Origin of the sequence: Streptomyces sp. P1-3, from assembly GCF_050613155.1 — a bacterium.
Taxonomy (GTDB): Bacteria; Actinomycetota; Actinomycetes; order Streptomycetales; family Streptomycetaceae; genus Streptomyces.
Window position 1 is genome coordinate 1,605,561 of the sequence record NZ_CP192512.1, and the last position, 24,726, is coordinate 1,630,286.

General features: G+C 73.3%; 23 protein-coding genes. 12 read left to right on the forward strand and 11 right to left on the reverse strand.

Features of this window, described 5'->3' with window-relative positions:
- The first annotated feature begins 18 nt into the window (after nucleotides 1–18).
- The 6 genes from ACQUSR_RS06880 to ACQUSR_RS06905 all read left to right on the forward strand — a co-directional run bounded on the left by ACQUSR_RS06880 (nucleotide 19) and on the right by ACQUSR_RS06905 (nucleotide 5,852).
- A complete protein-coding gene (locus ACQUSR_RS06880) occupies nucleotides 19–1,251 on the forward strand; it encodes a hypothetical protein (protein WP_431041658.1) in 1,233 nt (410 codons plus the stop codon).
- 152 nt (nucleotides 1,252–1,403) lie between these two features.
- Nucleotides 1,404–2,396, forward strand: coding sequence for a serine/threonine protein phosphatase (locus tag ACQUSR_RS06885; protein ID WP_431041659.1), 993 nt, complete (start codon nucleotides 1,404–1,406; stop codon nucleotides 2,394–2,396).
- Entirely contained in the window at nucleotides 2,393–3,559 is a 1,167-nt protein-coding gene (locus ACQUSR_RS06890; RefSeq protein WP_431041660.1) for a protein kinase domain-containing protein, read from the forward strand. Before ACQUSR_RS06885 ends, ACQUSR_RS06890 begins: the two co-directional genes overlap by 4 nt.
- Before the next feature lie 23 nt (nucleotides 3,560–3,582).
- A complete protein-coding gene (locus ACQUSR_RS06895) occupies nucleotides 3,583–4,293 on the forward strand; it encodes a vWA domain-containing protein (RefSeq protein ID WP_431041661.1) in 711 nt (236 codons plus the stop codon).
- Nucleotides 4,290–4,718 carry a hypothetical protein gene (locus tag ACQUSR_RS06900; RefSeq protein ID WP_431041662.1) on the forward strand — a complete coding sequence of 143 codons (429 nt, stop codon included), beginning with the start codon at nucleotides 4,290–4,292 and terminating at the stop codon, nucleotides 4,716–4,718. Before ACQUSR_RS06895 ends, ACQUSR_RS06900 begins: the two co-directional genes overlap by 4 nt.
- Before the next feature lie 702 nt (nucleotides 4,719–5,420).
- Entirely contained in the window at nucleotides 5,421–5,852 is a 432-nt protein-coding gene (locus ACQUSR_RS06905; RefSeq protein WP_431041663.1) for a hypothetical protein, read from the forward strand.
- A gap of 21 nt (nucleotides 5,853–5,873) precedes the next feature.
- Here ACQUSR_RS06905 and msrB read toward each other — a convergent pair whose 3' ends face one another.
- From msrB to ACQUSR_RS06925, 4 genes are all read right to left on the reverse strand, one after another.
- The gene (gene msrB, locus ACQUSR_RS06910) at nucleotides 5,874–6,281 is read right to left on the reverse strand and encodes a peptide-methionine (R)-S-oxide reductase MsrB (RefSeq protein WP_431041664.1); all 408 of its coding nucleotides are present in this window, start codon (nucleotides 6,279–6,281) and stop codon (nucleotides 5,874–5,876) included.
- A gap of 14 nt (nucleotides 6,282–6,295) precedes the next feature.
- Complete coding sequence (gene murC / locus ACQUSR_RS06915) at nucleotides 6,296–7,699, reverse strand: UDP-N-acetylmuramate--L-alanine ligase (RefSeq protein ID WP_431041665.1); 1,404 nt, start codon at nucleotides 7,697–7,699, stop codon at nucleotides 6,296–6,298.
- A 243-nt stretch (nucleotides 7,700–7,942) separates the two neighbouring features.
- Nucleotides 7,943–8,416 (reverse strand): indole-3-glycerol phosphate synthase, encoded by a 474-nt coding sequence (locus ACQUSR_RS06920; protein ID WP_431041666.1) that lies wholly within the window; start codon nucleotides 8,414–8,416, stop codon nucleotides 7,943–7,945.
- A gap of 154 nt (nucleotides 8,417–8,570) precedes the next feature.
- A complete protein-coding gene (locus tag ACQUSR_RS06925) occupies nucleotides 8,571–9,362 on the reverse strand; it encodes a pyrimidine reductase family protein (protein WP_431041667.1) in 792 nt (263 codons plus the stop codon).
- Between the two features lie 26 nt (nucleotides 9,363–9,388).
- Here ACQUSR_RS06925 and zapE point away from each other — a divergent pair, with 26 nt between their 5' ends.
- Together zapE and ACQUSR_RS06935 are read left to right on the forward strand one after the other, a co-directional pair.
- On the forward strand, nucleotides 9,389–10,561 hold the full coding sequence (gene zapE, locus ACQUSR_RS06930; RefSeq protein WP_431041668.1) for a cell division protein ZapE: 1,173 nt from the start codon (nucleotides 9,389–9,391) through the stop codon (nucleotides 10,559–10,561).
- A 167-nt stretch (nucleotides 10,562–10,728) separates the two neighbouring features.
- Complete coding sequence (locus tag ACQUSR_RS06935; RefSeq protein ID WP_431041669.1) at nucleotides 10,729–12,096, forward strand: alkaline phosphatase PhoX; 1,368 nt, start codon at nucleotides 10,729–10,731, stop codon at nucleotides 12,094–12,096.
- Nucleotides 12,097–12,123: 27 nt separating this feature from the next.
- On the opposite strand, the gene ACQUSR_RS06940 is transcribed toward ACQUSR_RS06935, so the two are convergent.
- From ACQUSR_RS06940 to ACQUSR_RS06950, 3 genes are all read right to left on the reverse strand, one after another.
- Entirely contained in the window at nucleotides 12,124–12,489 is a 366-nt protein-coding gene (locus tag ACQUSR_RS06940) for a hypothetical protein (RefSeq protein WP_431048005.1), read from the reverse strand.
- A gap of 93 nt (nucleotides 12,490–12,582) precedes the next feature.
- Nucleotides 12,583–13,251: an ABC transporter gene (locus tag ACQUSR_RS06945; protein WP_431041670.1), complete on the reverse strand. Its 669-nt coding sequence runs from the start codon at nucleotides 13,249–13,251 to the stop codon at nucleotides 12,583–12,585.
- 101 nt (nucleotides 13,252–13,352) lie between these two features.
- On the reverse strand, nucleotides 13,353–14,843 hold the full coding sequence (locus ACQUSR_RS06950; RefSeq protein ID WP_431041671.1) for an ATP-binding cassette domain-containing protein: 1,491 nt from the start codon (nucleotides 14,841–14,843) through the stop codon (nucleotides 13,353–13,355).
- A 126-nt stretch (nucleotides 14,844–14,969) separates the two neighbouring features.
- Between ACQUSR_RS06950 and ACQUSR_RS06955 the strand changes: the two genes are divergently transcribed.
- Nucleotides 14,970–15,710 carry an aminoacyl-tRNA hydrolase gene (locus tag ACQUSR_RS06955; protein WP_431041672.1) on the forward strand — a complete coding sequence of 247 codons (741 nt, stop codon included), beginning with the start codon at nucleotides 14,970–14,972 and terminating at the stop codon, nucleotides 15,708–15,710.
- 83 nt (nucleotides 15,711–15,793) lie between these two features.
- Here the strand turns inward: ACQUSR_RS06955 and ACQUSR_RS06960 are convergent, their stop codons facing one another.
- The 3 genes from ACQUSR_RS06960 to ACQUSR_RS06970 all read right to left on the reverse strand — a co-directional run bounded on the left by ACQUSR_RS06960 (nucleotide 15,794) and on the right by ACQUSR_RS06970 (nucleotide 19,142).
- On the reverse strand, nucleotides 15,794–16,738 hold the full coding sequence (locus tag ACQUSR_RS06960; protein ID WP_431041673.1) for a class I SAM-dependent methyltransferase: 945 nt from the start codon (nucleotides 16,736–16,738) through the stop codon (nucleotides 15,794–15,796).
- Nucleotides 16,739–16,993: 255 nt separating this feature from the next.
- Nucleotides 16,994–18,118: a chemotaxis protein gene (locus ACQUSR_RS06965; protein WP_431047422.1), complete on the reverse strand. Its 1,125-nt coding sequence runs from the start codon at nucleotides 18,116–18,118 to the stop codon at nucleotides 16,994–16,996.
- 58 nt (nucleotides 18,119–18,176) lie between these two features.
- On the reverse strand, nucleotides 18,177–19,142 hold the full coding sequence (locus ACQUSR_RS06970) for a LysR family transcriptional regulator (protein ID WP_431041674.1): 966 nt from the start codon (nucleotides 19,140–19,142) through the stop codon (nucleotides 18,177–18,179).
- 138 nt (nucleotides 19,143–19,280) lie between these two features.
- Here ACQUSR_RS06970 and ACQUSR_RS06975 point away from each other — a divergent pair, with 138 nt between their 5' ends.
- The 3 genes from ACQUSR_RS06975 (at nucleotide 19,281) to ACQUSR_RS06985 (ending at nucleotide 22,650) form a co-directional block, all read left to right on the forward strand.
- Nucleotides 19,281–20,345 (forward strand): L-tyrosine/L-tryptophan isonitrile synthase family protein, encoded by a 1,065-nt coding sequence (locus ACQUSR_RS06975; RefSeq protein WP_431041675.1) that lies wholly within the window; start codon nucleotides 19,281–19,283, stop codon nucleotides 20,343–20,345.
- A 34-nt stretch (nucleotides 20,346–20,379) separates the two neighbouring features.
- On the forward strand, nucleotides 20,380–21,240 hold the full coding sequence (locus ACQUSR_RS06980; protein ID WP_431041676.1) for a TauD/TfdA dioxygenase family protein: 861 nt from the start codon (nucleotides 20,380–20,382) through the stop codon (nucleotides 21,238–21,240).
- A 102-nt stretch (nucleotides 21,241–21,342) separates the two neighbouring features.
- Nucleotides 21,343–22,650 carry a hypothetical protein gene (locus ACQUSR_RS06985; protein WP_431041677.1) on the forward strand — a complete coding sequence of 436 codons (1,308 nt, stop codon included), beginning with the start codon at nucleotides 21,343–21,345 and terminating at the stop codon, nucleotides 22,648–22,650.
- A 62-nt stretch (nucleotides 22,651–22,712) separates the two neighbouring features.
- Here ACQUSR_RS06985 and ACQUSR_RS06990 read toward each other — a convergent pair whose 3' ends face one another.
- A complete protein-coding gene (locus tag ACQUSR_RS06990; RefSeq protein WP_431041678.1) occupies nucleotides 22,713–24,698 on the reverse strand; it encodes a transglycosylase domain-containing protein in 1,986 nt (661 codons plus the stop codon).
- Nucleotides 24,699–24,726: the final 28 nt, after the last annotated feature.

Below are 24,726 nucleotides of genomic sequence, written 5' to 3' on the forward strand. Positions count from 1 at the left end.
CCGTGTGAGGAGAGACTCTTGGAGGAGCTGACGTACGACCCGGTGCTGGACAGCCAGCCGCTGCCGCGCTGGCGGCTGATGAACCCGCTCCGGCCCCCTGCCCCGGGAAGGGCCCTGGTGCTGGTCCCGGACAGCGGCGCCGCGCTGACGGTCCGGCCCGGCGAGGAGATACCCGCGGCCCGCTTCGGCGCCTACCAGAGCGTGTACACGGTCGATATGACCGAGCACCGGCTCATCCTCGACATCGCCCTGCTCAGCCGGGACGCCACCTTCTCGTTCCGCAGCCGGGTGGACCTGGTGTGCCGGGTCGCGGACCCCGCCGAGGTGGTGGCCCGGGGCATCAGGGACATGAGCGGCGCGCTGTACGGACACCTCCGCGGCATGCTGCGGCGGGTCGCGCGGGAGTACGACATCGCCCACTTCCACGAGGCCGAGGAGGCCCTCAACGCCGCGGTGCGCGACTTCACGGGCGACTCGGCCGTGCGGCTGCGCGGCATCCGGATCGAACTGCTCGTGGACGAGGACGAGATCGCCACGAGCGGGCGCGCGTACCGGGACGTCGTACGGGAGACCCGGCTCGACGGGATGCGCCGCGACCGCCACCTGGACCTGATCCGCGACGAGGGCGTCGAAGGGCTCATCGCCGAGATCATGGAGAAGGAGGGGGCGCGCGCCGCGCTCGCCTGGATCGAGAAGGGCGAGGCGGACAAGCGGGAGGCGCGGCTCCAGGCCATGCGGATGGTGCTGGAGCGCGGCGACGCCCACCGCGAGCCCTTCGAGCAGGCGGAGCTGGAACGCGCGGTGGTGGAAGAGGTGTTGAGCGACGGCGTTGCGGCGCCCTTCGGCGAGTCCCGGCGCGGACGGCTGCGGGGCGCACTGGCCGCGGGCCGGTCCCCCGCATCGGAACCGGACGGGCGGGAGGAGACACCGTCACCGGAGCCGCGTCCGGCGCTGCGGGGCGACGTGGTCCGGCCGCGACCGGCGCGGACGGACGGCCCTCCCCCCGAGGACGAGCCCGTACCCCCCGCGGATGCCGCACCTGAACCGCGGCCACCGGCCCCGGCACCGCGGACGTCAGGCCCGGCACCCGCGGATCGCGCCCCGGCACCGCGGGCGTCAGGCCCGGCGCCCGCGGATCCCGCCCCGGCACCCCCGCCTTCGGCCCCCGCGCCGCCGCGGCGGGCGAGCCGGGTGCGGGGGACGGCCAAGCGTCCGCCCGGCGGTACCGGAACCGGCGAGGAGCCACGATGACCGCACAGCACGGCACTGCCCGTCCCGTGACCAGGGCAGGCACCGGGGCGCCCGGTGGACTCCCCGCTCCCCCGGCCGATCCGGCCGGTCCCGCCGATCCGACCGATCCGGCTGTGCCGGCCGGGCCAGAGGGCCGGGGCTTACCCCCGCGGATGATCTGGGGACACGAGGACCCGGGGCTGCACGCCACCGTCGTGTGGACCGAGCGTGTCGCCGGGCGGGGCGAGGACGCCGAGCCCTTCGCCGCCCACCACTTCGCCACCGCCCAGGGCCTCCTCGCGGTCTTCGACGGCTCGGGCGGCTCGGGTTCGTCGCTCGTCTGGCAGGCGCCTGACGGGCAGATGCGGACCGGTGCGTGGGTCGGGTCGCGGGTCGCGAGGCTGGCCACCGACTGCTGGTTCCACGAGGTGGTCGTCGACGGCGAGCCCGACGACCCCGAGCAACTCCGCGAGGTTCTGAGGTACTTCCTGTCATCGGCCCCGCAGCGGCGCAGCAAGCTCGTGGGCAAGATGCGCCGCCAGTTGCCCACCACCCTGGCGGCCGTGCGGTACCAGGTGCGCGGCGACTCGGCGGAGTGCCAGGTGCTGTGGGCCGGGGACTCGCGTGCGTACACGCTGCGGCCCGACCGCGGGCTGTGTGTCCTCACGCGGGACCACACGGAGGAGCAGGACGCCCTCGAGCTGCTCCGGTCGGATCCGCCGATGACCAACTCGGTCTGCGCGGACCGGGAGTTCGACATCGAGTCCCAGCGCATGGCGTTCCCGCTGCCGTGTGTGCTGCTGGCGGCCACCGACGGCTTCTTCGGGTACGTCCACACCCCGGCGGACTTCGAGTGGCTCCTACTGCACACGCTGATGCGGGCGCGCACCCCGGTCGAGTGGGCCGATCTGCTCCGCCGGGAGGTGCAGGGGTACACCGCGGACGACGCGTCCCTGGCCGTGGTCGCCCTCGGCTACCCGGACTTCTCGCAGATCCGCACCGCCTTCGCGGACCGCCACGACACGATGACGAAGCACTACACACGCACCAGGCCACCAGCGGCCGCCCCGGCGGCTGAGCAGCGCGACTGGCAGGACGCGACCTGGCGGGCGTACCGCACCGACTACGAGACCTACCTGCCACCGCCGCCGGAGGAGCGGATATGAAACAGGGCGATGTGATCGCGGGCTACCGCGTCATCAGTGAGCCGACCAACGCCAACGGCGGCAAGTGCATGTGGGCCTTCGCGGAGAAGGGCGGCCAGCAGTTCTTCCTGAAGCGTTTCCTGGAGCCCAAGCGCCCTCGTGAGGGGTCCACCGCGAGCGCGGCGAGCCGCCGTGTCCGCATGGAGGTGTGCAAGGAGTTCGAGGACCGGCACCGCGCCATCATGCGGCAGTTGCGGCCGGACACTCCGGGGGGCGGCAACCTCGTCCTCGCGACGGACTTCTTCCACGAGGGCAGCACGTATTACAAGGTCACGGAGCGGATCGACACCTCCAGCGTCGACAAGCCGCAGGCACTGGAGCCCCGTCAGAAGGCGGTGCTGCTGAAGACCCTCGGGCTGAGTCTGCAGTTGCTGCACAACATCGAGGTGGTGCACGGCGACCTCAAGCCGCTCAACGTGCTGGTGCAGAAGCGGGACGGTGCCGCCTTCCACACCGCGAAGCTGATCGACTTCGACGATTCCTATCTGTCCGGCCGGCCCCCGGGGCGTCAGGACATCGCCGGGGACTCGCTGTACGGCGCGCCGGAGTGGCGCCGCTATGTCCAGGAGGACGAGGCGGTCCAGGCCGAGCATCTGACCACGGCGGTGGACATCTTCGCGCTGGGGCTGATGACGCACTACTACGTGACGGGTGCCACCCCCGGATACGCCGACCGGTACGGCTCCCCCGCGGACGCGGTCAACGCGGGCGAGGAACTGGTCATCGACCCGCGGCTCTCGGACTCCCTGCGGGGCCTGGTCCGGGCCATGACCGCGCGCTCCCCCGGGCGCAGGCCGCGGATCGCGACGTTCCTGAACACACTCAAGGACCACCAGGTGTGCGCGCTCCAGCACCGGCGGCCGGGCACGGCGAAGCCGGCGCCGACGGCCGCCAAGGCGGCGCCCGCGGGCAGGAAGCCGGGCGCCGCGGAGCCCGACGCGCCCGCGCCGCGCACGAGCCGTGTCCGGGCAAACCTCAAGAGCGCCGCGAGTCCTCGTACCACCGCGCCGCCCCCTCCCGAACCGCCGCCGGCGGCCACGGCTCCCGCCGAGGAGCCCAAGCCGGCCCCCGCTCCGAAGACGTCCCGGGTGCGGATCAACCTGGGTACCCGCCGCAAGCCGTAACGCCAGCTCCAAGGAGACACCACGTGAACGCCAACATCGAGCAGTACCAGGGGAATCTCCAGTACGCGGTCGACATCGTGCTGTGCATCGACGCGACCGGCAGCATGTTCCCCGTCCTCGACACGGTGAAGTCGAGCGCTCTGCAGTTCCACGACCGTCTCAACGACGTGATGGCGAAGAAGGGCAAGGCGATCAGCCAGCTCAGGCTGAAGGTGATCGCGTTCCGCGACTTCGGGGACGACCCGTCCAGCGCGATCGAGCAGACCGCGTTCCTCCAGCTGCCCGCGCAAGCGCGGGACTTCGAGGCGTTCGTGCGCGGGATCGACGCGGCGGGCGGCGGCGACATCCCCGAGTCCGGTCTGGAGGCACTGGCCCTCGCCATCAACTCGCCCTGGGAGAGGGGGCTCGACCGCAGGCGGCACGTCATCGTCATGTTCACCGACGCCCCGGCCCACGCCCTGGGTACGGTCGGCACCTCGGCGCACACCTATCCGGCCGGGATCCCGCGCAGCATGGACGAGCTCTTCGAGCAGTGGGGCTACGCGCGCAGCCAGACCGCGGTGATGGAGCAGTCGGCGAAGCGCCTGGTGCTCTTCGCGCCCGAGGGCGCCCCGTGGTCGGACCCCATCGCCGAGGAGTGGGATCTCACGCTGCACTTCGAGTCCAAGGCGGGGGACGGGCTGGAGGAGTTCGAGATGGACGAGATCATCGAGACGATCGCGAACAGCCTGTGAGAATCGAGTGGCCGGGTTTCCGGTTGCAGGCGCGTGAGGGGATCCTGGAGTTCCAATGGACCGCCTTCGGCGTTCTCGAGGTGCAAGCGGCCCGCTGCTGCTCGTTGAAGGTCCGGCCGGACGGGCAGAGCGGTGGGTTGCAGCTCTTCTTCGATTTCCGGACGGCGGACGGCCGGCCGGGTGGCCTGATCGTGGCGCGGGCCGACGTGCCCGCCGAATACGCCAGAGCGGCCGCCGAGTTCGTGCGCGAACTCCAGCACAGGTACGGAATCAGCGACGCGCCCGATGACGACGGCGCGGAGGACGAGCTGCCCAGGCGCGTGCCGTACGAGAGCCAGGAGTGGATCAGCTCACCGGTGGCCGCACCGGCCGAGGAGCTGTACGCGGAACTGTTCGGGCGGATCTCGGCGGAACGGGCGTCCTGACGGGCCCGGTGGAGGGGGTGAGAGGTGGCAGCGGCGAGCTGGAAGTGCCCGGAGTGCGATACCGGCAACGGTCCCGGCGAGACGGCCTGTATCGCCTGTGACACGCCGAGGGGTGCCGGCCGGCGGCCGGCGGCCGCGGCGAAATCCAGCCCGCCGAGGAAGTCCACGGCCGCCAACCCCGCCGGTGGTGCGAAACCGGCGGCGAAGCGGTCGGCGCCGGCCCGGCCGGCGGCGGACTGGACGTGCCGCAAATGCGATACGAACAACGCGGCGACGGCGCTGTCCTGCATCGCCTGCGGGACGGGGTGGAAGGCGGCGAAGAAGACCGCTCCCAGGAAACCGACGCCCAAGAAGTCCGCGGCCAGGAAATCCGCCGCCAAGCCCACCACCGGCTCCGCCGGGCCGTCCGCGTCCGGCGGAGCCGCCGGAACGAGGTCCACGTCCACCCGGTCGGGGAGCGCCGCGGGCGGCTCCCGCACCGCCGCGTCTCCCCGTACGGGTGCGAGAACGGGCACCCGGCCCACCGCTCCACCGCGCGAGGTCTTCTACCCGTCGGCCGGTCCCACCGGATACACCCCGCCCGGCACACCGCGCCGGACGCCTCCCAGGACGCCCCACCCGCCCCCGAGGCCCAGAACCACCGCGCCGTATCGCCCGCCGCCACCCAGGGCTCCGGCGACGGGGGATGGCAGCAAGGGGTTCGTGAAGGGCTGCCTCGGGGTGATCGTGGGGCTCTTCCTCCTGTACCAGATTCCCAAGAGCTGTACGGCGGCGCTCTCCTCCGACGGCGGACACTCGGCTCCGGACGCCTCGGAGAGCAGCACGCGGTCCTGCCCGGAGAGGATCGCCGCGGCCCTGCCGGGCGGCGGCGGCGCGGAGCTGGTCAAGGCGTTCCGCACGAAGAACAAGCAGATCGTGCTCTGCCGGACGGGGGGCGGCACCCTCTACTACTTCGGGGAGTTCCGGGACCGGCGGGAGAAGGGCATCGCCATGCCCGCGACGAAGACCTCCGAAGGGTACGAGGCCCGCAACGGCTCGTACCGCTACAGCATCCATGACGGGGTCGTGACGATCTACGAGTCCGGCCGGAGGATCGGTGAGGAGAAGGTCACCCCGGAGCCCTCACCGTCCTGAGCCGGTGGCCGCCCCGGCCGGTCAGCCCTCGTCGGGGGCGAGCCGCAGAGAGATCGAGTTGATGCAGTACCGCTGGTCGGTCGGGGTCGGGTAGCCCTCGCCCGCGAAGACATGGCCCAGGTGGGAGCCGCAGCGGGCGCAGCGGACCTCGGTGCGGAGCATGCCGTGCGAGCGGTCCTCGATCAGTTCGACGGCGCCGGAGTCCTTCGGGTCGTAGAAGGACGGCCAGCCGCAGTGGCTCTCGAACTTGGTGTCGGACCGGAACAGCTCGGCTCCGCAGGCGCGGCAGGAGTAGACCCCGGCGGTCTTGGTGTCCGTGTACTCGCCGGCGAAGGCGCGCTCGGTGCCCGCCTCGCGCAGGACGTGGTACTCCTGCGGGGTCAGCTCCGCGCGCCACTGCTCGTCCGGCTTGTCGATCTCGTAGGCCATGGCGGGCCCCCTCCTCAGCTCTCCGTACGCTCCAGGTGGGCGAGGATCCGCGGACCGAGGTCGGTCACGTCGCCGGCGCCCATGGTGAGAACGAGATCACCCGGCTTCGCCATTCCGGCGATCAGCTCGACGGCGGCGTCCTTGCCGGGTGCGGCCTGGACGTCCGCGCCGCGCTGGGCGGCGGCGTCGATGATGAGGGCGCTGGTGACGCCGGGGATCGGGTCCTCGCGGGCCGGGTAGATGTCCAGGACGACGGAGGCGTCGGCGAGGGTGAGCGCCTCGCCCATCTCGGCGCCGAGCTCCTGGGTGCGGCTGAACAGGTGCGGCTGGAAGAGCGCCAGCACCCGGCCCTCGCCCGCGCCGCCGCGGATGGCCTCCAGGTCGGCGGAGATCTCGGTGGGGTGGTGGGCGTAGGAGTCGATGACCTGGACCCCGGCGGCGCTGCCCTTGAGCTGGAGGCGGCGCTTGACGCCGGTGTACGCGCCGAGGGCGGGGGCCAGCTCGGCGGCGGGGATGCCGAGCGCGACGCCCGCGGCGAGGGCGGCGACGGCGTTGTGGGCGTAGTGGCGGCCGGGGACGGAGACGGTGAAGGCCAGCGGCGCGCCGTCGCCCAGGTCGACGGTGACCGCGCTGGTCAGGCCGTGGGCGGCGACGTCGAGGACGCGGACGTCGGCGTCCTCGGCCGCGCCGTAGGTGACGATGTTCAGCTGCGCGCGGTCTCCCAGGCGGCGGGTCAGCTCGCGCGCGCCGTCGTGGTCGGCGGAGATCACCAGGGTGCCGCCCGGCCGTACGCGTCCCACGAAGGTCTCGAAGGACTCGTAGATCTCCTCCATGGAGGCGTAGTTCGCGTGGTGGTCCAGCTCCACGTTGAGGATGATCGCGACCTCGGGCGCGTACTTGTGGAAGGACCGGTCGCTCTCGTCGGCCTCGGCGACGAAGATGTCGCCACCGCCGTGGTGGGCGTTGGAGCCCGGCGCGTCGAGGTCGCCGCCGATGGCGTAGGAGGGGTCCAGGCCGAGCGTGCTCAGGGAGACGGCGAGCATGGAGGTGGTGGTCGTCTTGCCGTGGGTGCCCGCGACGGCGATCGGGCGGGCGCCGTCCATCAGCGCGGCCAGTGCGTCGGAGCGGTGGACGACGGGGATGCCGCGCTCGCCCGCGGCGGCCAGCTCGGGGTTGTCGGCGCGGATGGCGCTGGAGACGACCACGCAGGTGGCGTCGGCGGCGAGGTGGCCGGTGGCGTGGCCGAGGTGGACGGTGGCGCCCTGGGCGCGCAGCGCCTCGGCGGTCGGGGAGTCCTTGGCGTCACTGCCCGCGACCTGCGCCCCGCGCATGGCGAGGATCTTCGCGATACCCGACATTCCGGCGCCGCCGATGCCGATGAAGTGCGGTCGGTCCATGGCGGACGGAATGGCTGCCATATGCGGGGCTCCCCTGCCTTGCGGTCTGTCGCGTGCCCTGTCCGGGCGGTCTGTCACTGCCGCCGATTGTCGCATCCTGCCCGCGCGCGTGGGCGTCACGGGCCCGTCCGCGCGTGCATGCCGCCTCCCGTGCGCGTGGACGCCACCTGGTCCGTACGTGGACGCCACGGGCTCGCGCGCACGCCCGCGCGGCCGCGTGCGCGGCGGACGGGTGCGCGGCGGACGGGTGCCTGGCCGCCGGGGCTAGCCGCCCGCTGTGGTCCCCTCGTCGACGGCGTGCGAGAAGAGCTTGAGCACGGGTACGCCGACCTTGTGCCGGGCGCGCGAGGCCCAGTCGCGGTGGAAGAACTCCTCCACGAAGTGCGGCGCGGTCAGCACGATCACCTCGTCGGCCCTGGTCTGGTCGACCACCGAGCGCAGCAGGTCCAGCGGGTGCCGTTCGACGACCTGGCCGACGGCTTCGCTGCCGGCCGCGCGCAGTGCCGCCAGGGAGTGGGACAGGGCCCGCTCGGCGGGCAGCAGCGCCTCCTCGCCCTCGGGCTCGTCCGCCTCGCGGACGGCGTGTTCCAGTTCGCCGAGCGCGACGTCGTCGATCGCGCGGAGCAGCCGGTCCTGGTCGCCCCGCGGCTGCATGAGGACGACGAAGGAGACCGGGTCGTCGCCGTGCAGAGTGGTGACGAACTCCACGTCGGCGGGGGTGAGGGGCTTCTCGATCATCAATACGCTGGTGAACACGACGGACGCCCTTCTCCTTCTGGGCCGCACCGGCCCCACAGAATCCATCCTGTGCGTGCCCGCGTGCCCGCGAGCACTCGCGTTGACTCAATTCTGCCCGGCCGGAGCTAAGTGGAAGCGGATATTCCGCCGATCATCAGATCCGACGGTAACGGGTGAAGAGGAACCCGGCCTCTTCCAGAACCGAGCCGAGCGCGAACCGCTCCGGATCCACCACGGCGGGTCCGCTCATGATCCGGCTCGCGTCCCCCGCCGCGACCATGGGGGCGAGCGACAGACACACCTCGTCCAGAGCCCCGGCAGCGGCGAGCTGGCCCAGCAGCCGGGGGCCGCCCTCCGTCAGCAACCGGGTGAGTCCCCGCGCGGCCAGCACCGGCACCACCCGGGCCGGATCGACCCCGTGCCCCTCGCCCGCCACCAGCACCTCCGCGCCCGCCGCGCGGGCGGCCGCGACCCGGTCCCGGGGGGCCTGCTCCCCCGTGAGGACCAGCGTCGGCACCAGCGGCGCGGTGAACAGCGGTGCCGACAGGTCCAGGTCGAGGCTCGCGCTGACCACGGCGATCACCGGGGCGGGCGGCTGCCCGGCCGCCGCGCGGCGGGCCGCGAACGCCTCCCGGGCGCGGGCCGGGCGGTACCCCTCCTGGCGTACCGTCTCGGCGCCCACCACGATCACGTCGGCCAGGGCCCTGAGCACTCCGAAGATCCGCATATCGGCGGCGCAGGACAGGGGCTGCGACCGGCCGCCGTGGTGGGCCGCCCCGTCCAGCGAGGACACCATGTTGGCCCGCAGCCAGCCGCCGCCGGGCCGGGGGGCGGGGTCCGGATACGCGTAGGCCTCGGCCAGCTCCTCAAGGCTCCATTCGCGGTCCTCGACATCGGACGGGCCACGTTCGGCGGACACGGGGGACACGGGGAACAGACGGCGCATAGGCGGCAGTGTGACATGCCTCGCTCATGGACCGGGTCACGGCGCAAGTGCGGATAGGCTGGAGTGCTGTGTCCTCCACCAGCGCAGACTCCTCCTCCGTCGCACCGATAGCCGCCGACCCGGCCGGCACCGGCGAGGGTCCCGCGGCGCTCACCGCCCGCGCGCCCCATGTCCCCGCCGACCGGCTCGTCGCGGAGATGGTGCCACCGCCGCGCTTCGACACCGTGCGCTTCGACACCTACATCCCCGACCCGCAGCAGGACAGCCAGATCCAGGCGGTCAAGGTGCTGGGCGACTTCGGCGCGCGGCTCGGCGGCGGGGTCGACGCGGTCGGCGGCGGCAAGCGGCGCTGGTTCCGCCGCGAGGCGCGGCCCGCGGTCCCCAGCGGCCCGCGCGGCGTCTACCTCGACGGCGGCTACGGCGTCGGCAAGACCCACCTGCTGGCCTCGCTGTGGCACGCCACCGAGGCGCCCGCGGAGCGCAAGGCGTTCGGCACGTTCGTGGAGCTGACGAACCTGGTCGGCGCGCTCGGCTTCCAGCAGACGGTGCGGACCCTCAGCGGGCACCGGCTGCTGTGCATCGACGAGTTCGAGCTGGACGACCCCGGTGACACGGTGCTGGTCTCCAGCCTGCTGGGCAAGCTCGTCGAGGCGGGAGTGGCACTCGCCGCGACCTCCAACACCCTGCCCGGGAAGCTGGGCGAGGGCCGGTTCGCCGCGGTCGACTTCCTGCGCGAGATCCAGGGCCTGTCCGCGCACTTCCGCACCCTGCGGATCGACGGCGAGGACTACCGGCACCGCGGGCTGCCGCAGGCCCCGGCGCCGTACTCCGACGACACGGTCACCCGGACCGCGTACGCCACCCCCGGGGCCTCGCTGGACGACTTCCCCTCCCTCCTGGACCACCTGTCCAAGGTCCACCCCAGCCGCTACGGCGCGATGTGCGACGGCATCCGGGCCGTCTGCCTGACCGGGGTGGAGCCGGTGCCGGACCAGTCCACGGCGCTGCGCCTGGTGGTGCTGGCCGACCGGCTCTACGACCGGGAGGTGCCGGTGCTGGCCTCCGGCGTGCCCTTCGACGCGCTGTTCGGCGAGGAGATGCTGAACGGCGGCTACCGGAAGAAGTACTTCCGAGCCATCTCCCGGCTGACCGCGCTGGCCCGCGACGCGAAGCGGCTGGCCGGGACGCGGGAGGTCTGACCGGGGCGCGAAGCGCCGTGGCCGAGCCGCAAAGCATCTGACCGGGTTTCAGCACTCCTGAGGTCTGACAAGCGCGCGACACGTCGTCAAGACCGTAGCCGGGCGCGCGGGTGCGTGATACACACGTGCGGTCATATTTCCTGTCCGCCAGCAGGGAGCAACACCGCATGTCCGCAACACGACGTCAGATCCTGGCCCGCACCGGCGCGCTCGGCGCGTCCATCGCCTTCGCCGGGAGTGTCCCCGAGCTCTTCACCGGCACGGCGGCCGCGGCCACCTCCGGCAGCAGCGGCTACGGCCCGCTGGTCCCCGACCCCGACGGTCTGCTGGACCTGCCCGAGGGCTTCCGCTACCGCGTCCTGTCCCGCGAGGGGGACGCGCTGCGCTCCGGCGAGGGCACCGTGCCCAGCAACCACGACGGGATGGCCGCCTTCCCGGGGAGAGCCGGCGGCACCCACCTCGTCCGCAACCACGAGAACCGGCAGGACGCCAAGCACCGCGTCCCGACCGTCGAGGGCCTGACCTACGACCCCGAGGGCCCCGGCGGCTGTACGGCGCTCACCCTCGACCGGCACAACCGCGTCCTGGGCGAGCGGGTCGCCATCGCGGGCACCTCCACCAACTGCGCGGGCGGGCCCACCCCCTGGCACACCTGGCTGACCTGCGAGGAGACCGAGTTCAAGGCGGGCGAGGAGGGCTACACCAAGGACCACGGCTTCATCTTCGAGGTCGATCCGTACGACCCGCACCGCACCGGCGCGCACCCGCTCACCGCGATGGGCCGGTTCCAGCACGAGGCCATCGCGGTCGATCCGCGCAACGGTGTGGTCTACGAGACCGAGGACGCCTTCGACAAGCCGTTCGGCCTCTTCTACCGCTTCCTGCCGAACAGGCCGCTCGGCGGCCGGGGCTCGCTGCGCGCGGGCGGCCGTCTGGAGGCCATGCGGGTGCCCGGGGTCGCCGACCTGTCGGTGGTGCAGGAGACCGGCACGAGCTTCGACGGCATCGAGTGGGTGCCGGTGCCGGATCCGCTGGCCCGGCAGACCCCGGTCCGGTTCCAGGACTTCGGCCGGGGCGGCATCACCCACGCCCAGAAGCTGGAGGGCTGCTACTGGGGCGGCTCCAGCGTCTACTTCGTCTCCAGCTTCGCGCGCAGCGCGGACGGCTCGGCCGCCGACCACTTCGGGCAGGTGTGGCGGTACGACCCGGAGCGCCGCCGCCTCACGCTGGTCATCGTCTTCGGGCCGAGCACGGACGTCCAACTGCCCGGCGAGTCCCCGGACAACATCACGCTCGCCCCCAGCGGCGGCCTGATGGTCTGCGAGGACGGCAACGGCGCGCAGCACGTGTTCGGGCTGACGCGGCGCGGCGAGGTGTACCCGATGGCGCGCGGCCGGCAGAACATCGGCACGGACGCGGAGCCTGAGTGGGGCGAGTTCGCGGGCGTCACGTTCTCGCCTGACGGCGACACGATGTACGTCAACTGCTACACGCCCGGCACGACGTTCGCCGTGACGGGGCCCTGGCGCCGCTGACGGGTTCGGCCGGAGCGGTCACAGCGGTCAGCCGGAGCAGGCGGTGCGCTGGGCCTCCTGCCACTCGCAGACCGGGCAGAGCGTGACGCCGGGCCGGGCGGCGGGGTGCTCGGTGGGTCCGCCGCACAGCACGCAGTCGGCGTACGGCGGGGCCGCCGGGCCCGTGGCGACGGGCCCCGGGGCCACCGTGCCCGGGGCCGCCGTAGCCGTGGCCGCCGTGGCCGTGGCCGCCGTGGCCGTGGCCGCCGTGGCCGTGGCCGGGGTCGCCGCGGCGGGGGTCGCCGGGGCCTGGGCGGCCTGGGCCTGGGTCACCGGGTCGGCGGCCGCGGGCGCCGGGGCAGCCGCGGGCCGCTCCTCGGCGTAGCAGCCGTCAGCGCCTGCCGTCACGTCCATGCCGCCGACCCTACTCGCCGTCGCGCGCCCGCCACGGGGCCGGTGAGCGGCGGCCTGCCCCGATCCCGTACGCGGCGGCCCGAGCGGGGACGGTCACGACCGGCGCGCGGCCACCGCGCAGGACAGCGCCGTGGCCGCGGCCGCGATGAGCGCGGCCGCGGCCAGCGGCAGCAGCGGCATGGTCACCGTGCCCCTGCGGGAGCCGGTGACCAGCCCGGACACGGCGGCGTGCGCGGGCGAGCCGCCGGCCACCGAGACCAGCAGCGCGGCTAGGAGCGTACTGGGGACGGCCCAGCCGGGACTGCGCAACAGCGGACGGTTGCACAGCGCCCCGACCGCCGTCCCGAGCAGGGCGCAGGCGAGCGCGGTGAGCAGCCCGGCGGCGGTGGCGTCCGGACGGGGCACCGCCACCCGGTGGTCCGCGCTGGACGGATCACTGACCACGGCGACCAGCAGGGTGCCGATCGTGCCGAGTACGACGGAGCAGCCGAGCGCCGTGAGCACGGCGGCGAGGTGCACACGGGCGGGACCGGCCGCGGCGGCGGCGCAGTCGCGCGCGGCGGGCGGCTCGTTGGTGGTACAGACACGGACCAGCCAGGCGGCGACCGGCAGCAGCGCGGCGGAGCCCCAGCCCAGCGAGTCGAGGATCGGCTGGCCGGTCTGCACCCCGATGGCGAGGAACGCGCCGTACAGGATGAGCGGCGGCAGCCAGCGGTGCGAGCGCAGGAGGAGCGAAGTCTGGTAGCGCAGCAGGGCGGTCACGGGTCTCCTGGGGCGAGGGGGGGCGTGATGGGCCGGCGGGCCTGCGAGAGGGGCACCAGGCCCCTGTCCCGGGGCGGGACAGGGAAGGCGCCGCCCGGGGGTCACCGGCGGGTGCCGGGGCCTGCCGGGGGCACGGCGCGGGACGGCTCGGGTACGGGGCGCACGGCCGGGGACGGCTCGGGCACCGGGGGCACGGCCGAGGACGGCTCGGGCACCGGGGGCACGGCCGAGGACGGCTCGGGCACCGGGGGCACGGCCGAGGACGGCTCGGACGCCGCAGGCGCGGCAAGGGACCGTTCGGACACCGTCGGCACCACAGAAGACGCCTCCGTCACCGAAACCACAGCAGAGGACCGCTCGGGCGCCGCAGGCGCGGCCGAGGACCGTTCGGACACGGTCGGCATGACGGGAGACACGTCCGCCACCGAGGCCACAGCCGGGGACGGCTCGGACGCCACAGGCGCGACAAGGGACCGTTCGGACACCGTCGGCACCACAGAAGACGCCTCCGTCACCGAAACCACAGCAGAGGACCGCTCGGGCGCCGCAGGCGCGGCCGTCACGTCGCGTATGTGCCACGGGGGCCACGCCGTGAGCAGGGTGCGCAGCAGTGCGTCGGAGTGTGCGGCCGCGACCGTCAGCCGCACCCGGCGGACCCCGGTGGCGGAGGCCGCGCCGGGCCTCTGATGGGCGTCCGGCTCGTACGGCGCGGCGGCGGCCGCGCCCTGTGCGGCGGGCCGCCCCGTGCCGGGGCCGCCGTGTCCTCCCGGCTCGCCATCCGCGCCCGCCGTGCCCACCGCGGCCGCCGCTCCGGGCCGGACCGCACCGGGGTCGGCGGCCCGGCTCGCCGGCCCGGGGTCGTCCGGGACCGGTTCCCACACCGGTGCCCCGGGCAGATCACGCGGCAGCTCGGCACCGTCGGGGGCCTCCGCGTCGATCACCACGCGTGGCCGGGCGGCGGTGCCGGTCGGCGTCGACCGCCGTGGCACTTCGCGAACCCCGCCATCGGCCACCCGGTAGACGGCGTCCTCCGCACCGGCCAGCCGCCGCGGGTCGTGGTCGACGAAGACGACCGTCCCGCCGGCCGCCACGCGTTCGGCCACGGCCCGGTCCAGCACGGCGCGGGCGGCCTGGTCGAGTCCGGTCCACGCCTCGTCGAGGACGAGAAGTCCGGGTGCGGCGAGCAGGGCCTGGGCGACGGCGACCTTCTGGCTGGTGCCCTTGGAGAGTTCGGCCAGCGGGGTACCGGCGTGCCCGGCCGCGCCGAACCGCTCCAGCCATTCCCCGGCGCCGCGCGCCGCGGCCGTACGCCCCAGGCCGTGTACCCGGCCGAGGTGGGTGAGATAGCCGAGGGCGGTGAACGGCAGCTCGGCGGGGAAGCGTTCGGGCACGTACGCGGTGCGCGGCCGGCCGGTGACCCGGCCCGCGCTCGGCGCGTCGATGCCCGCGACCACCCGCAGCAGGGTGGACTTGCCGCTTCCGTTGGCGCCCTCCACCCGCAGCAGGGAGCGCGGCGGCAGATCGAGGTCGACGCCGCGCAGCACCCATGGCCCGGTGAGGCCGTACCGCCGCCCGACTCCTTGCAGTCTCATACCGGTTGAGCCTATGCGGTCGCGTAAGTCGCGTAACGGGGTCGCCCCCGTGCGCGCCGCCGTGCGGGGACGGCCGAGGCCCGGTGCCCCCGTCGGAGGCCGTACGCGTGCTGGCACACTGGGCGGGTGACCAGCCCTGACTCCTCCGCCGCCGACATCACCTCCTACCGCGCCGAGACCGGCCGGGACGCCGCGCCGCAGTTCGTCCTGCCGTTGGTCGTCCGGATCGAGAAGAGCGCTCCCCCGGCTCCTCCGGCGCGTACCGACGCGTTGGAGACGGCGGCGCGCGCGGTGCTCTTCCTCCTCTCCGATGAGCGGGCGACGGCGGCGGACGGCGCGTGGGCGCGGGCCGTCCGGGACTGGCAGGACGCGCGGATCCGCAAGGTGGTGCGCCGGGCGCGCGGTGCGGAGTGGCGGCGGGCGGCGGGCCTGCCGGGGATCACCGTGACCGGCCGCACCGCCGAGGTACGGGTCTTCCCGCCCGTACCGCTCGACGGCTGGCCGAAGGAACTGGTCAAGCTCCAGGTCAGCGGTACGGAGCTGGCCGACCCCGAACCGCCGGGCGCACCGGACGCCGCGGCGCCGGTGCTGTGGCTCAGCCCCGACCTGGAGATGTCGGCGGGCAAGGCCATGGCCCAGGCCGGCCACGGTGCGCAGCTGGCCTGGTGGGGGCTGGGCGACGCGGAGCGCGCGGCCTGGCGGGACGCGGGGTTCGCGCTGTCGGTGCGGACGGCGGACCGGGAGCAGTGGGCGCGGCTCACCGCGAGCGGGCTGCCGGTGGTGCGGGACGCGGGCTTCACCGAGATCGCGCCCGGTTCCTGCACGGTGGTGGCCGACCATCCGGCGCTGCGCGCGGCCTGCGGCTGAGGAGCTCCCCGGGGGTTTCTCCGTTTCTCCTCCCTCTGCTCGCCCGTTCCCGTTCTCCACTCGCCCTTTCCCGCCGGTACGGCTCAGCTGTCGGATCGGGTGGCGCGGTGGCGGCGCAGGGCGCGGGTGACGATCGGCGGCAGCAGGTCGGCGGCGACCCGCCGGGTGGCGCTCACGGGCGCGCGGCGCTGCCCGGGGATCGGTGCGGGCGTGTCCTGCGCGGTGGTGCCCGCCCCGTTTCGTGCGGTCGGTGTCGCCGGGTCGGCGCCGAAGCGGGAGGCGGGTGCCGGGGCCGGGTGCGCGGGGCGGCCCGAGAAGCGCAGGACCCGCTGCCCGGCGATGTCCTGCACGCTCATCCGGAGCCCGGCACGCCACTCGGTGTCGGCGAGCAGTTCCTCCTGGAGCGGCGCGGGGTCGCCCCAGGTGCCGTAGAGCTTCTGGGTGCTCAGGCAGATCGGGCGCAGACCGTGGTTGAACACCGCTTCCCACGTGGCCGCGGCGACCCCCGGGGTGTGTTCGGAGCGGAAGTCGTCCAGCGCGACGACGCCGTGCTGCACAAGCGCCGTACGGGCGGCGCCGATGTCCCCGGCGACGTGCTCGTACAGGTGCGAGGCGTCGACGTGGACGAACCGGCAGCTGCCGGGCGCGACATGCCGCGGGACCTCGGAGGTCGGGCCCTGGACGATCTCGGGCAGGGAGTCGTGGAAGGCCAGGTAGTTCCGCTCGAAGGCGACGCGGGTCAGGGACGCGTACGACTTGCGCGCCTCGGCGGCGTTCTTGTCGTCCGGGGCGAGGGCGTCGAAGAGGTCGCAGACGGTGAAGCGTTCGTCCGCGCGGCGGAAGGCTGCGGTGAAGATGGCGCTCTTGCCGAGGTAGGCGCCCATTTCGAGCAGGTCCCCGTGCTCGTCGAGCCGTTCCTGGCGGGTGAGGAACCGGTCGAAGAGCACTTGGTCCAGCGGTGGGAACCATCCTTTGACGTCGTCGAGCGTGCGGGGCGGCGGTGCGGCTGGGGCGGAGGTGGCCGACATGGTGCTCCGGATCCTCGTGGCGTGCGTGGTGTACGGGGTGCCCTACGTGGCGTGGACGGGTGGACGAGCCGCCACGGTAGGGGTGGGAAGGAAACGGCAGGGCGTACCCGGCGTGTGTGTCCTGTGCCCTTCGTGCAACGCTCTTGCGACCGCGCCGCCGGCCGCCGCCAGGGAGGTCCGGGGCAGAGCCCACGGCCCTCCCCCGGTCCTCGGCGGCACGCCTCGGAAGCGGCTCGGAAGCGCCTCGGAAGCGGCTCAGAAGCGCAGGACCGCCTCGATCCGCTCGTGCTCGGCCAGCGAGTCATCCGGGACGAACGCCACCTCGCTCCCGGTCTCCAGCGCGGCCTCGATGATCTCGTCGACGATGTCCTCCTGGACCTGCGCGCCCAGTTCGGCGGTCGGGGTGGCGGCGGGGTCGACGGGCACCAGGTGCTCGGGGGTGACGCGTACGGTGCGCTGGTAGCTCTCCTCCACCGCGAGCAGGTCGATCCGGCCCTCCCGGGCCACCTGCCACACCTCTTCCAACCCCGCGGCGAAGGCCTTGCGCCCCTGGGCCTGGTCGATCCTGACCATGACCTGTTCGGCCTCGCGCATCCCCTGCTCCTCGCGGGCCGGGGCGATGGCCTCGGCGAGCGCGGAGGCGGGGCCGCGCGTCAGCCCGCCCTTGACCACCTTGGCCACGGCCGCCTTGGCGGCGCTGCCGACCTCCTCCAGCAGGCTGAGCACGGGGGTGACGCCGACCAGGTAGAGCGGGCGCGGCTCGGCGGCGAGCAGTTTGTCGATCGCGGTGTCGACCTGCCGCAGGTACATGCGGGCGTTCTCGCCGCCGTACGGCCCGGGTGCGTCGCCGATCTGCATCTCGCGTTCGACGTCCGGGGTCAGCTCCGGGGGCGTGACGGGGAAGCCGTGCGTGCCGTCCTCCCGCAGGGTGCCGTCGCTGCCGCTCCACAGCGTCGTACGGTCGGCGGCGGCGGTGAGCACCCAGTACGGGCGGACGCGCTCGTGGGCCGCGACCAGGTTGCGGGTGAGGAAGGTGTCGCTGAAGACGACCCGCTCGGGCGCGGAACGCGGCAGGTACCAGACCTGGTGCTCGCCCCGCGCGGCGAAGATCGCCAGCGAGTCCTCGAAGTTCCGCGCCTCGACCTCGGCCGCGGCCCGGTCCAGCTGGTCGCTGATGTCGTAGCGGGCCTCCCGTGACACCTCGGGGTCCGCCTCCAGCCGGTGCTTGGCCTGCGCGATCAGGTTGCGCAGCCGTACCGCGTTCTGCCCGTCGCCGGGCGTGACGCGCCGGTCGGTGGGCATGGTGACGGTGACCGCTGGGTAGGGCCGCCGCGTACGGAGCGCGGCCAGCGTGCTGGATGTCAGATCAGTGGTGCGCATCATTGCCTCTCGACGGTGGCCTCATCCAGCAGGATCACTCACCCCCGTCGGCCCCGCATCACGGACGGTCCGGGAGCGCGGTGTGCTCCGCGAGCCACGCGAGATAGTGCGGACTGCGCTGTACGGCCTCGGCGTGGACGCGCTCGGCGCGCGCGGTGAGGGCCGGGGCGTGCGCGGCGAGCGCGCCGTGCCGGTGCCACAGCAGCAGGTGCCGGATGCGCAGCGGGCTGCCGGCCAGGGGCACCGGGACGATGCCCGGTGTGCTGCGGAAGGTGGCCTGTCCCAGGCCGACCGCCCGGCCCTGGGCGATGAGCTCGCGGGCCGCCGACGCCTCGGCCTCGTGCCGGATGGCGGCGGTGAAGCCCGCGTCGGCGCAGGCCGCCGTGAAGGCCTCGAACAGGCCGGTGGCCTGGCTGGGCGGCAGCACCCACTCCGCGTCGGCCAGCGCCGCGAGGGCGACGGGCCGGCGTCCGGCCAGCGGGTGGGTGCCGGGCAGCAGGACGAAGGCCGGTTCGGTGGCGACCGTATGCGCGAGCACGTCGGGGGGCAGGACGGATGCGGGGTCGCGCAGGTACTCCACGACGGCGGCCAGGTCCTGCTGGCCGGTGGCGACGAGGTCCACGGCGGTGGCGACGTGGGTCTCGGTGCGCAGCGTGGGCCCGCTGTCGGGGAACAGCCGCTGGAGCTCGTCGAGCAGGCCGACCATGAGCGGGCCGGGGGTGGCGACGTAGCGCAGCGGGCGGCGGCCCGCGCCGGAGCCGCCGTGCAGGGCCGAGCCGACCTGGATGGCGTCGATGGAGGGCAGCACCGAGCGGGCCTTGGCGAGCACGAACTCCCCGAGCGCGGTGGTCGCAGCGCCGTGCCGGGAGCGTACGAACAGCGGTCCGCCCAGGGCCCGTTCGATGCGGCGGAGCTGGGCGGAGAGGGTGGGCTGGGACATCCCCAGGCCGGCCGCCGCCTTGGTGATGCTGCCCGCGTCGGCGATGGCGCAGACCACCCGCAGATGGCGCACTTCCAGTTCCATAGCCTCATGCTATGGACGGCTGCGATTACTTGAAAGTTCCAGTTACGGCCAGGATGGCGACGCGGCGGGGCCACCCCCCACGTTGACGCCACGTCAGCAGCTTGCCAGGGGCTCCGCCGTCGCATCCTGGGAGGTCAGATGGCCGACTCCGACGTCGGGCAGCTCGCGCGGCGGATCATGGAGCTCGTACTGCGCCACCAGCGCACGGCCGCCGTGGCGGCCGGCCCGGATCGCGCGCGTACGGGCCGCGGAGACCCGGATCGCGGGGGAACGGACGACGGGTGCGCGGCGCCGCCCGGCGCGAGCTGTCCGCGCTGCCTCGCGGCGCACGCGCGGCAGGTGGCGGCGGCGGTGGCCGCCGGGCGGCCGGTGACCTTCGTCCTCCCGGCGTTCCCCGGCAAGTCCCCGAACCCGGCCAAGGTGCTGGGTGTGCTGCCGGACCTGGCCGAGCGGTTGGCACTGGGGTTCCTGGACGGGCTGTGCGGGCGGATCCAGGCGGTGTACGCGCCCGGCGCCCGCGTCCTGATCTGCTCCGACGGGCGGGTCTTCAGCGACGCCGTCGGCATCCCGGACGAGCACATCACCGCCTACCAGCGCGCCTTGCAGACACTCATCGACCGGCTGCCGCACCAGGGCGTCGGGCTGTTCACCCTCGACGACGTCCCGGAGCTGGCGGGCGCGGAGCACGAGCGGATGCGGGCGGTGCTGGCCGAGCGGTACGCCGAGCCGCTCGCCACGCTGCGGGAGCGGGTGCGGTCGGGCGAGGAGGTGGCCCTGTACCGGGCCATCACCCGGTTCCTGTTCGAGGACGGCAACACCCCGGGGTACACCGGCAGCCGGGCGGCCCTGCAGCGGGACGCCCGCGCCCGCGCGTACACCGTCATCCAGCGGAGCCGGGCCTGGGGCGCGCTGCTGGCCGAGCGGTTCCCCGACGCGGTACGGCTGTCGATCCATCCGCAGCCGTGCGGCGCCGGGAAGCTGGGCATCCACCTCGTCGAGACCGCCGACAACTGGCTGACCCCGTGGCACAGCGTGGCCCTGGACACCGGGGATCGGTTCGTCCTCGTACCGCGCGGTGAGGCGGAGCGGCGCGGGGCGCGGCTGGTGCACTCCGGCGGGCGGCCGAGCCACTACACGATGGCCGGGGCGCGGGTGCCCGCCGCCGGTGGCGCGCGGCTGTCGCCGTCCGTCGCGACGGCCTGATCCGCCGCCCGCCAGGACCTCGAAGGGAAGCACCATGACGACAACGTCCCAGGGCACCGGGCGGATATCCGGCCACCCGCACCGGCTGATGGAGCCGTTCGGCATCCGGGTGGACGCCGGACGGCCCGGTGCGCCGCTGACCGAGCTGCCCACCGCGGCCCTGCGCGAGTTGGCCAGAAAGCACCATCTGCTGCTCCTGCGCGGCTTCGCCGGGCCGGCTTCCGCCGGGGAGCTGACGGCCTACTGCGAGGGCTGGGGCGAGATCGGCATGTGGCCGTTCGGCGCGGTGCTGGAGCTGGTGGAGCACGAGGACCCCGACGACCACATCTTCGACCACCGGTACGTGCCGCTGCACTGGGACGGGATGTACCGCCCGCAGGTGCCGGAGTTCCAGATCTTCCACTGCGTGACCGCGCCGGACACGGGGGACGGCGGCCGGACGACGTTCACCCAGACCGCCGCGGTGCTGCGGGAGGCGGATCCGGCGGACCGGGCGCGGTGGGAGCGGGTCACCGGGCGCTACCGGCGCGCCACAGACTTCTACGACAGCGAGGCCGTCTCCCCCGTCGTCACCCGCCACCCCGACCGCGGCTTCCCGGTGATCCGCTACAACGAGCCCGTACCGCCGGGGACGCCGTTCATCAACCACCCGGACCTGGAGTTCACCGGACTGCCCGCCGCCGAGCTGGCGGAGTTCCACCGGAGCCTGCGGGCGGCTCTGCACGCGCCGCGCCACCTGTACGCGCACACCTGGCGCTCCGGCGACCTGGTGATCGCCGACAACTACACGCTGCTGCACGGGCGGGAGGAGTTCACCAGCCGCGCGCCCCGGCATCTGCGGCGGGTGCACGTACTCGGATCCCCGTCACTGGACAATCCGGCACTGATCCGCTGACCGCCCGCCCGGGGCCACCCCAGGACCGCGCCAAACATGCCGTGATGGTCTTGTGATAGTCATGCACCGTATCTTCATACGTGCACCTGGGGGCGGGTCGCCTTGAAACAGTTGCTGAACAAGCGCATATACAGCGCCGCCGCGCTGGTCGCCGTGGTGGTGGCCGTCGCGTTGGTGGTCACCCTCACCTCGGGCGGCTCCGGCGGCGGCCGCCCGTCCGCCGAGCAGCGCACCGCCACGGGCGCGCCCCCGGCGGCCGGCAAGGGCGAGGGGGGCGAGAAGAACGGCGAGGGCGAGCGGAAGAAGTCCAAGGAGGAGGAGAAGTACGGCGACTGGGACGGCGAGGAGAAGGTCCTGGGCGACGGCTCCACCTCCTACACCGGGCCGCAGCCGCGTCAGCTGAAGCCGCGGCGCCTGAAGCCGGGCGAGAAGCCACCGCAGTTCGTCGTCTTCTCCTGGGACGGGGCGCTGGAGAACGAGGACCGTCTGTTCTCGCACTTCCGGCAGGTCGCGAAGGAGAACAACGCGACCATGACGTTGTTCCTCAGCGGCATGTACCTGCTGCCCAAGTCCAAGCGCGACCTCTACCAGCCGCCGATGCACAACCGCGGTTCCACGGCCATCCCCTTCGCCACCGACGAGCACATCCGCGAGACGCTGGAGCAGCTGCGCGGCGCCTGGCAGGAGGGCAACGAGATCGGCTCCCACTTCAACGGCCATTTCTGCGGCCCCAAGGGCGGCGGGCACTGGAGTACGCAGGAGTGGACCAGCGAGATCGAGCAGTCCTACTCGTTCGTGAAGAACTGGAAGACCAATACCGGCTTCACCGATATCAAGCCGCTGCCGTTCGACTACGACGTGGAACTGGTGGGCGGCCGGGCGCCCTGCCTGGAGGGGCAGAAGACGCTGATACCGGCCACCAAGCAGTTCGGCTGGCGGTACGACGCAAGCTCTCCCGGCGACTTCCAGATCTGGCCGTCGAAGACCAACGGAATCTGGAACTTCCCGCTCCAGCTGGTGCCGTATCCGCAGAGCGAGAAGCAGGTCCTCTCCATGGACTTCAACTTCCTGTTCAACCAGTCCGGGGACACCACCGAAGGCGATCCGGCGAAGTACGAGGAATGGGAGAAGCTGACCCGCGAGGCCTATCTCAACGGCTTCGAGCGCGTCTACCACGGCAGCCGGGCGCCGCTGTTCATCGGCAATCACTTCGAGACCTGGAACGGCGGCATCTATATGCGCGCCATCGAGGACGTGATGAAGGACGTGTGCAACCGCGAGGAGGTGCGGTGCGTGTCGTTCCGGCAGGTCGCGGACTGGCTGGACGCGCAGGACCCGGAGGTGCTGCGGAAGCTGCGGATGCTGGATCCGGCGGAGTCGCCGGACTGGCCGGCGTTCCTGAAGAAGTAGCGGATTCCCGAACCACCTGACGCCGCCGCCCGCCCGGTCTCCGGGCGGGCGGCGGCGTTCGGCTAGGAGGCGGGCGCCTGCCGCATGTAGCGGGTCCAGATGTCGATGGGATAGGTGCTGCCGGTCCGGGACGGGTCCGCCCCGCCCAGCCCGGTCAGCGGCAGCAGTTCCTGGGACTTGGGGTCCAGCCGGGACACGGAGACGGCCGTCGACAGCGTGTCGGTGTATCCGGCGAACCACGCCGACTTGTTGTCCTGCTCCGTGCCGGTCTTGCCCGCGACATCCGGCCCGGCGGCGGCCGCCTGCCGCGCGCTGCCCTGCCGTACCGCCCCTTGGAGCGCTTCGCTGACCTCGCCGGCGACCTCGGAGCTGAACGCCCGCGCCTTGGGCGAGGCCTCCATCGTCACCTCGTCGCCGTTGCGGGCGAGGGAGGCCACCGAGTACGGGGAGGCGTGGACGCCGCCGGCGGCGAACGTGCCGTACGCGCTGGCCATCCGGATGGCGCTGGGGGTGGCCGTGCCGAGGGAGAACACCGGCACCCGCGGACCGCCGAAACTGCTGGGCAGCAGGCCCGCGTCCACCGACGCCCGCCGCACCCGGTCCAGGCCGACGTCCATGCCGAGCTGGATCATCGGGGTGTTGATGGAGTCCTCCACGGCCTTGCGGAGGGTCACCTGCCCCCAGGAGCGGCCGCCGTCGTTGGACCCGCGCACGATCTTTCCGCCGCGGTCCCAGTACGGCCCCTCGGGGGTGTGGACGGCCACCTTGTCGTCACCGTCGTACACCGTCTCCGGGGAGACGGGGACACGCTCGCCCTCGCGCTCGCGCAGCACCCCGTCGCGCAGTGCGGCCGCGTACACGAACGGCGTGAAGACCGTGCCGGCGGGGACGTTGGAGGCGTTGGCGTCGTTGAAGCCCTGTTCCAGGTAGTCGGGGCCGCCGTAGAGGGCGGTGATCCGGCCGTCGGGCGCGACGGAGGCGGCGCCGACCCGCACGTTCCGGTCCGCGGCCCGCGCCTTGGGGTCGAGTCCGCCGAGCGTGGCGTCCACCGCCTTCTCGAGCGCTTCGACGCGCGGCTTCTCGAAGGTGGTGTGGATCTGGTAGCCGCCCAGGTCGAACTCGGCGTCGGAGATGTCCGTGTGGGAGCTGACGAACGCCCTCGCGGTCTCGACCAGATAGCCGGTCTGGCCGCTGAGGCCGACCTGCTTGGGCGGTGCGATCGGCTCGGGGAACCGCGTGTAGCGGGCCCGTTCCTTCTTGGACAGCTTGCCGATCTTCACCATCCGGTCCAGGACCCATTCCCAGCGCTCCACCGCCCGCCGGTGGCCGGCCCGGCTCACCGCCGGGTCGAGGGTTCCGGCGCCCTTGAGCAGCGAGGCGAGGAAGGCCCCCTCGCTCACATTCAGTTCGGAGACGTTCTTGCCGTAATAGGCGTTGGCGGCCCGCTGGATTCCGTACGTACCGCGCCCGAACCAGCTGGTGTTGAGATAGCCCTCAAGGATCTCCTCCTTGCTCAGCTTGTCGTCCAGCTTCATGGCGATGAACATCTCGGTGAGCTTGCGGGAGAACGTCTGCTTCTGGTTCAGATACGCGTTCTTCACATACTGCTGGGTGATGGTGGAACCGCCCTGGGTCTCCCCGCCGGTCACCATCTTGGAAACGGCGCGCACCAGTCCGGACGGGGAGATCCCGCTGTCCGAGTAGAAACTCGCGTTCTCGGCCGCCAGCACCGCCCACTGCACCTTCTCCGGCACCTTGTCCAGGGCGATGTCCTGCCGGTTGACCGGGCCGGTCCGCGCCATTTCCGTACCGTCGGCCCAGTAATAGACGTTGTCCTGCTGGGTCGCGAACTCGTTGAGATTCTCGGGGATCTCCGTCTTCCAGTACACATAGCTGAGGGCGCTGAGGAGACTGCCGAAGCAGAGCAGGAAGACCAGCGCGGTCTGCCGCCACGACGGCAGCCAGCGCCGGACTCCGCTCCGGTTCGCCCGCGGGTAGTCCAGCCGCAGGCGCCGGAACGCCCAGCGGCGGAACGCCAAGCGGCGCACGGCCCATGTCCTGGCCGCCGCCGGAGGC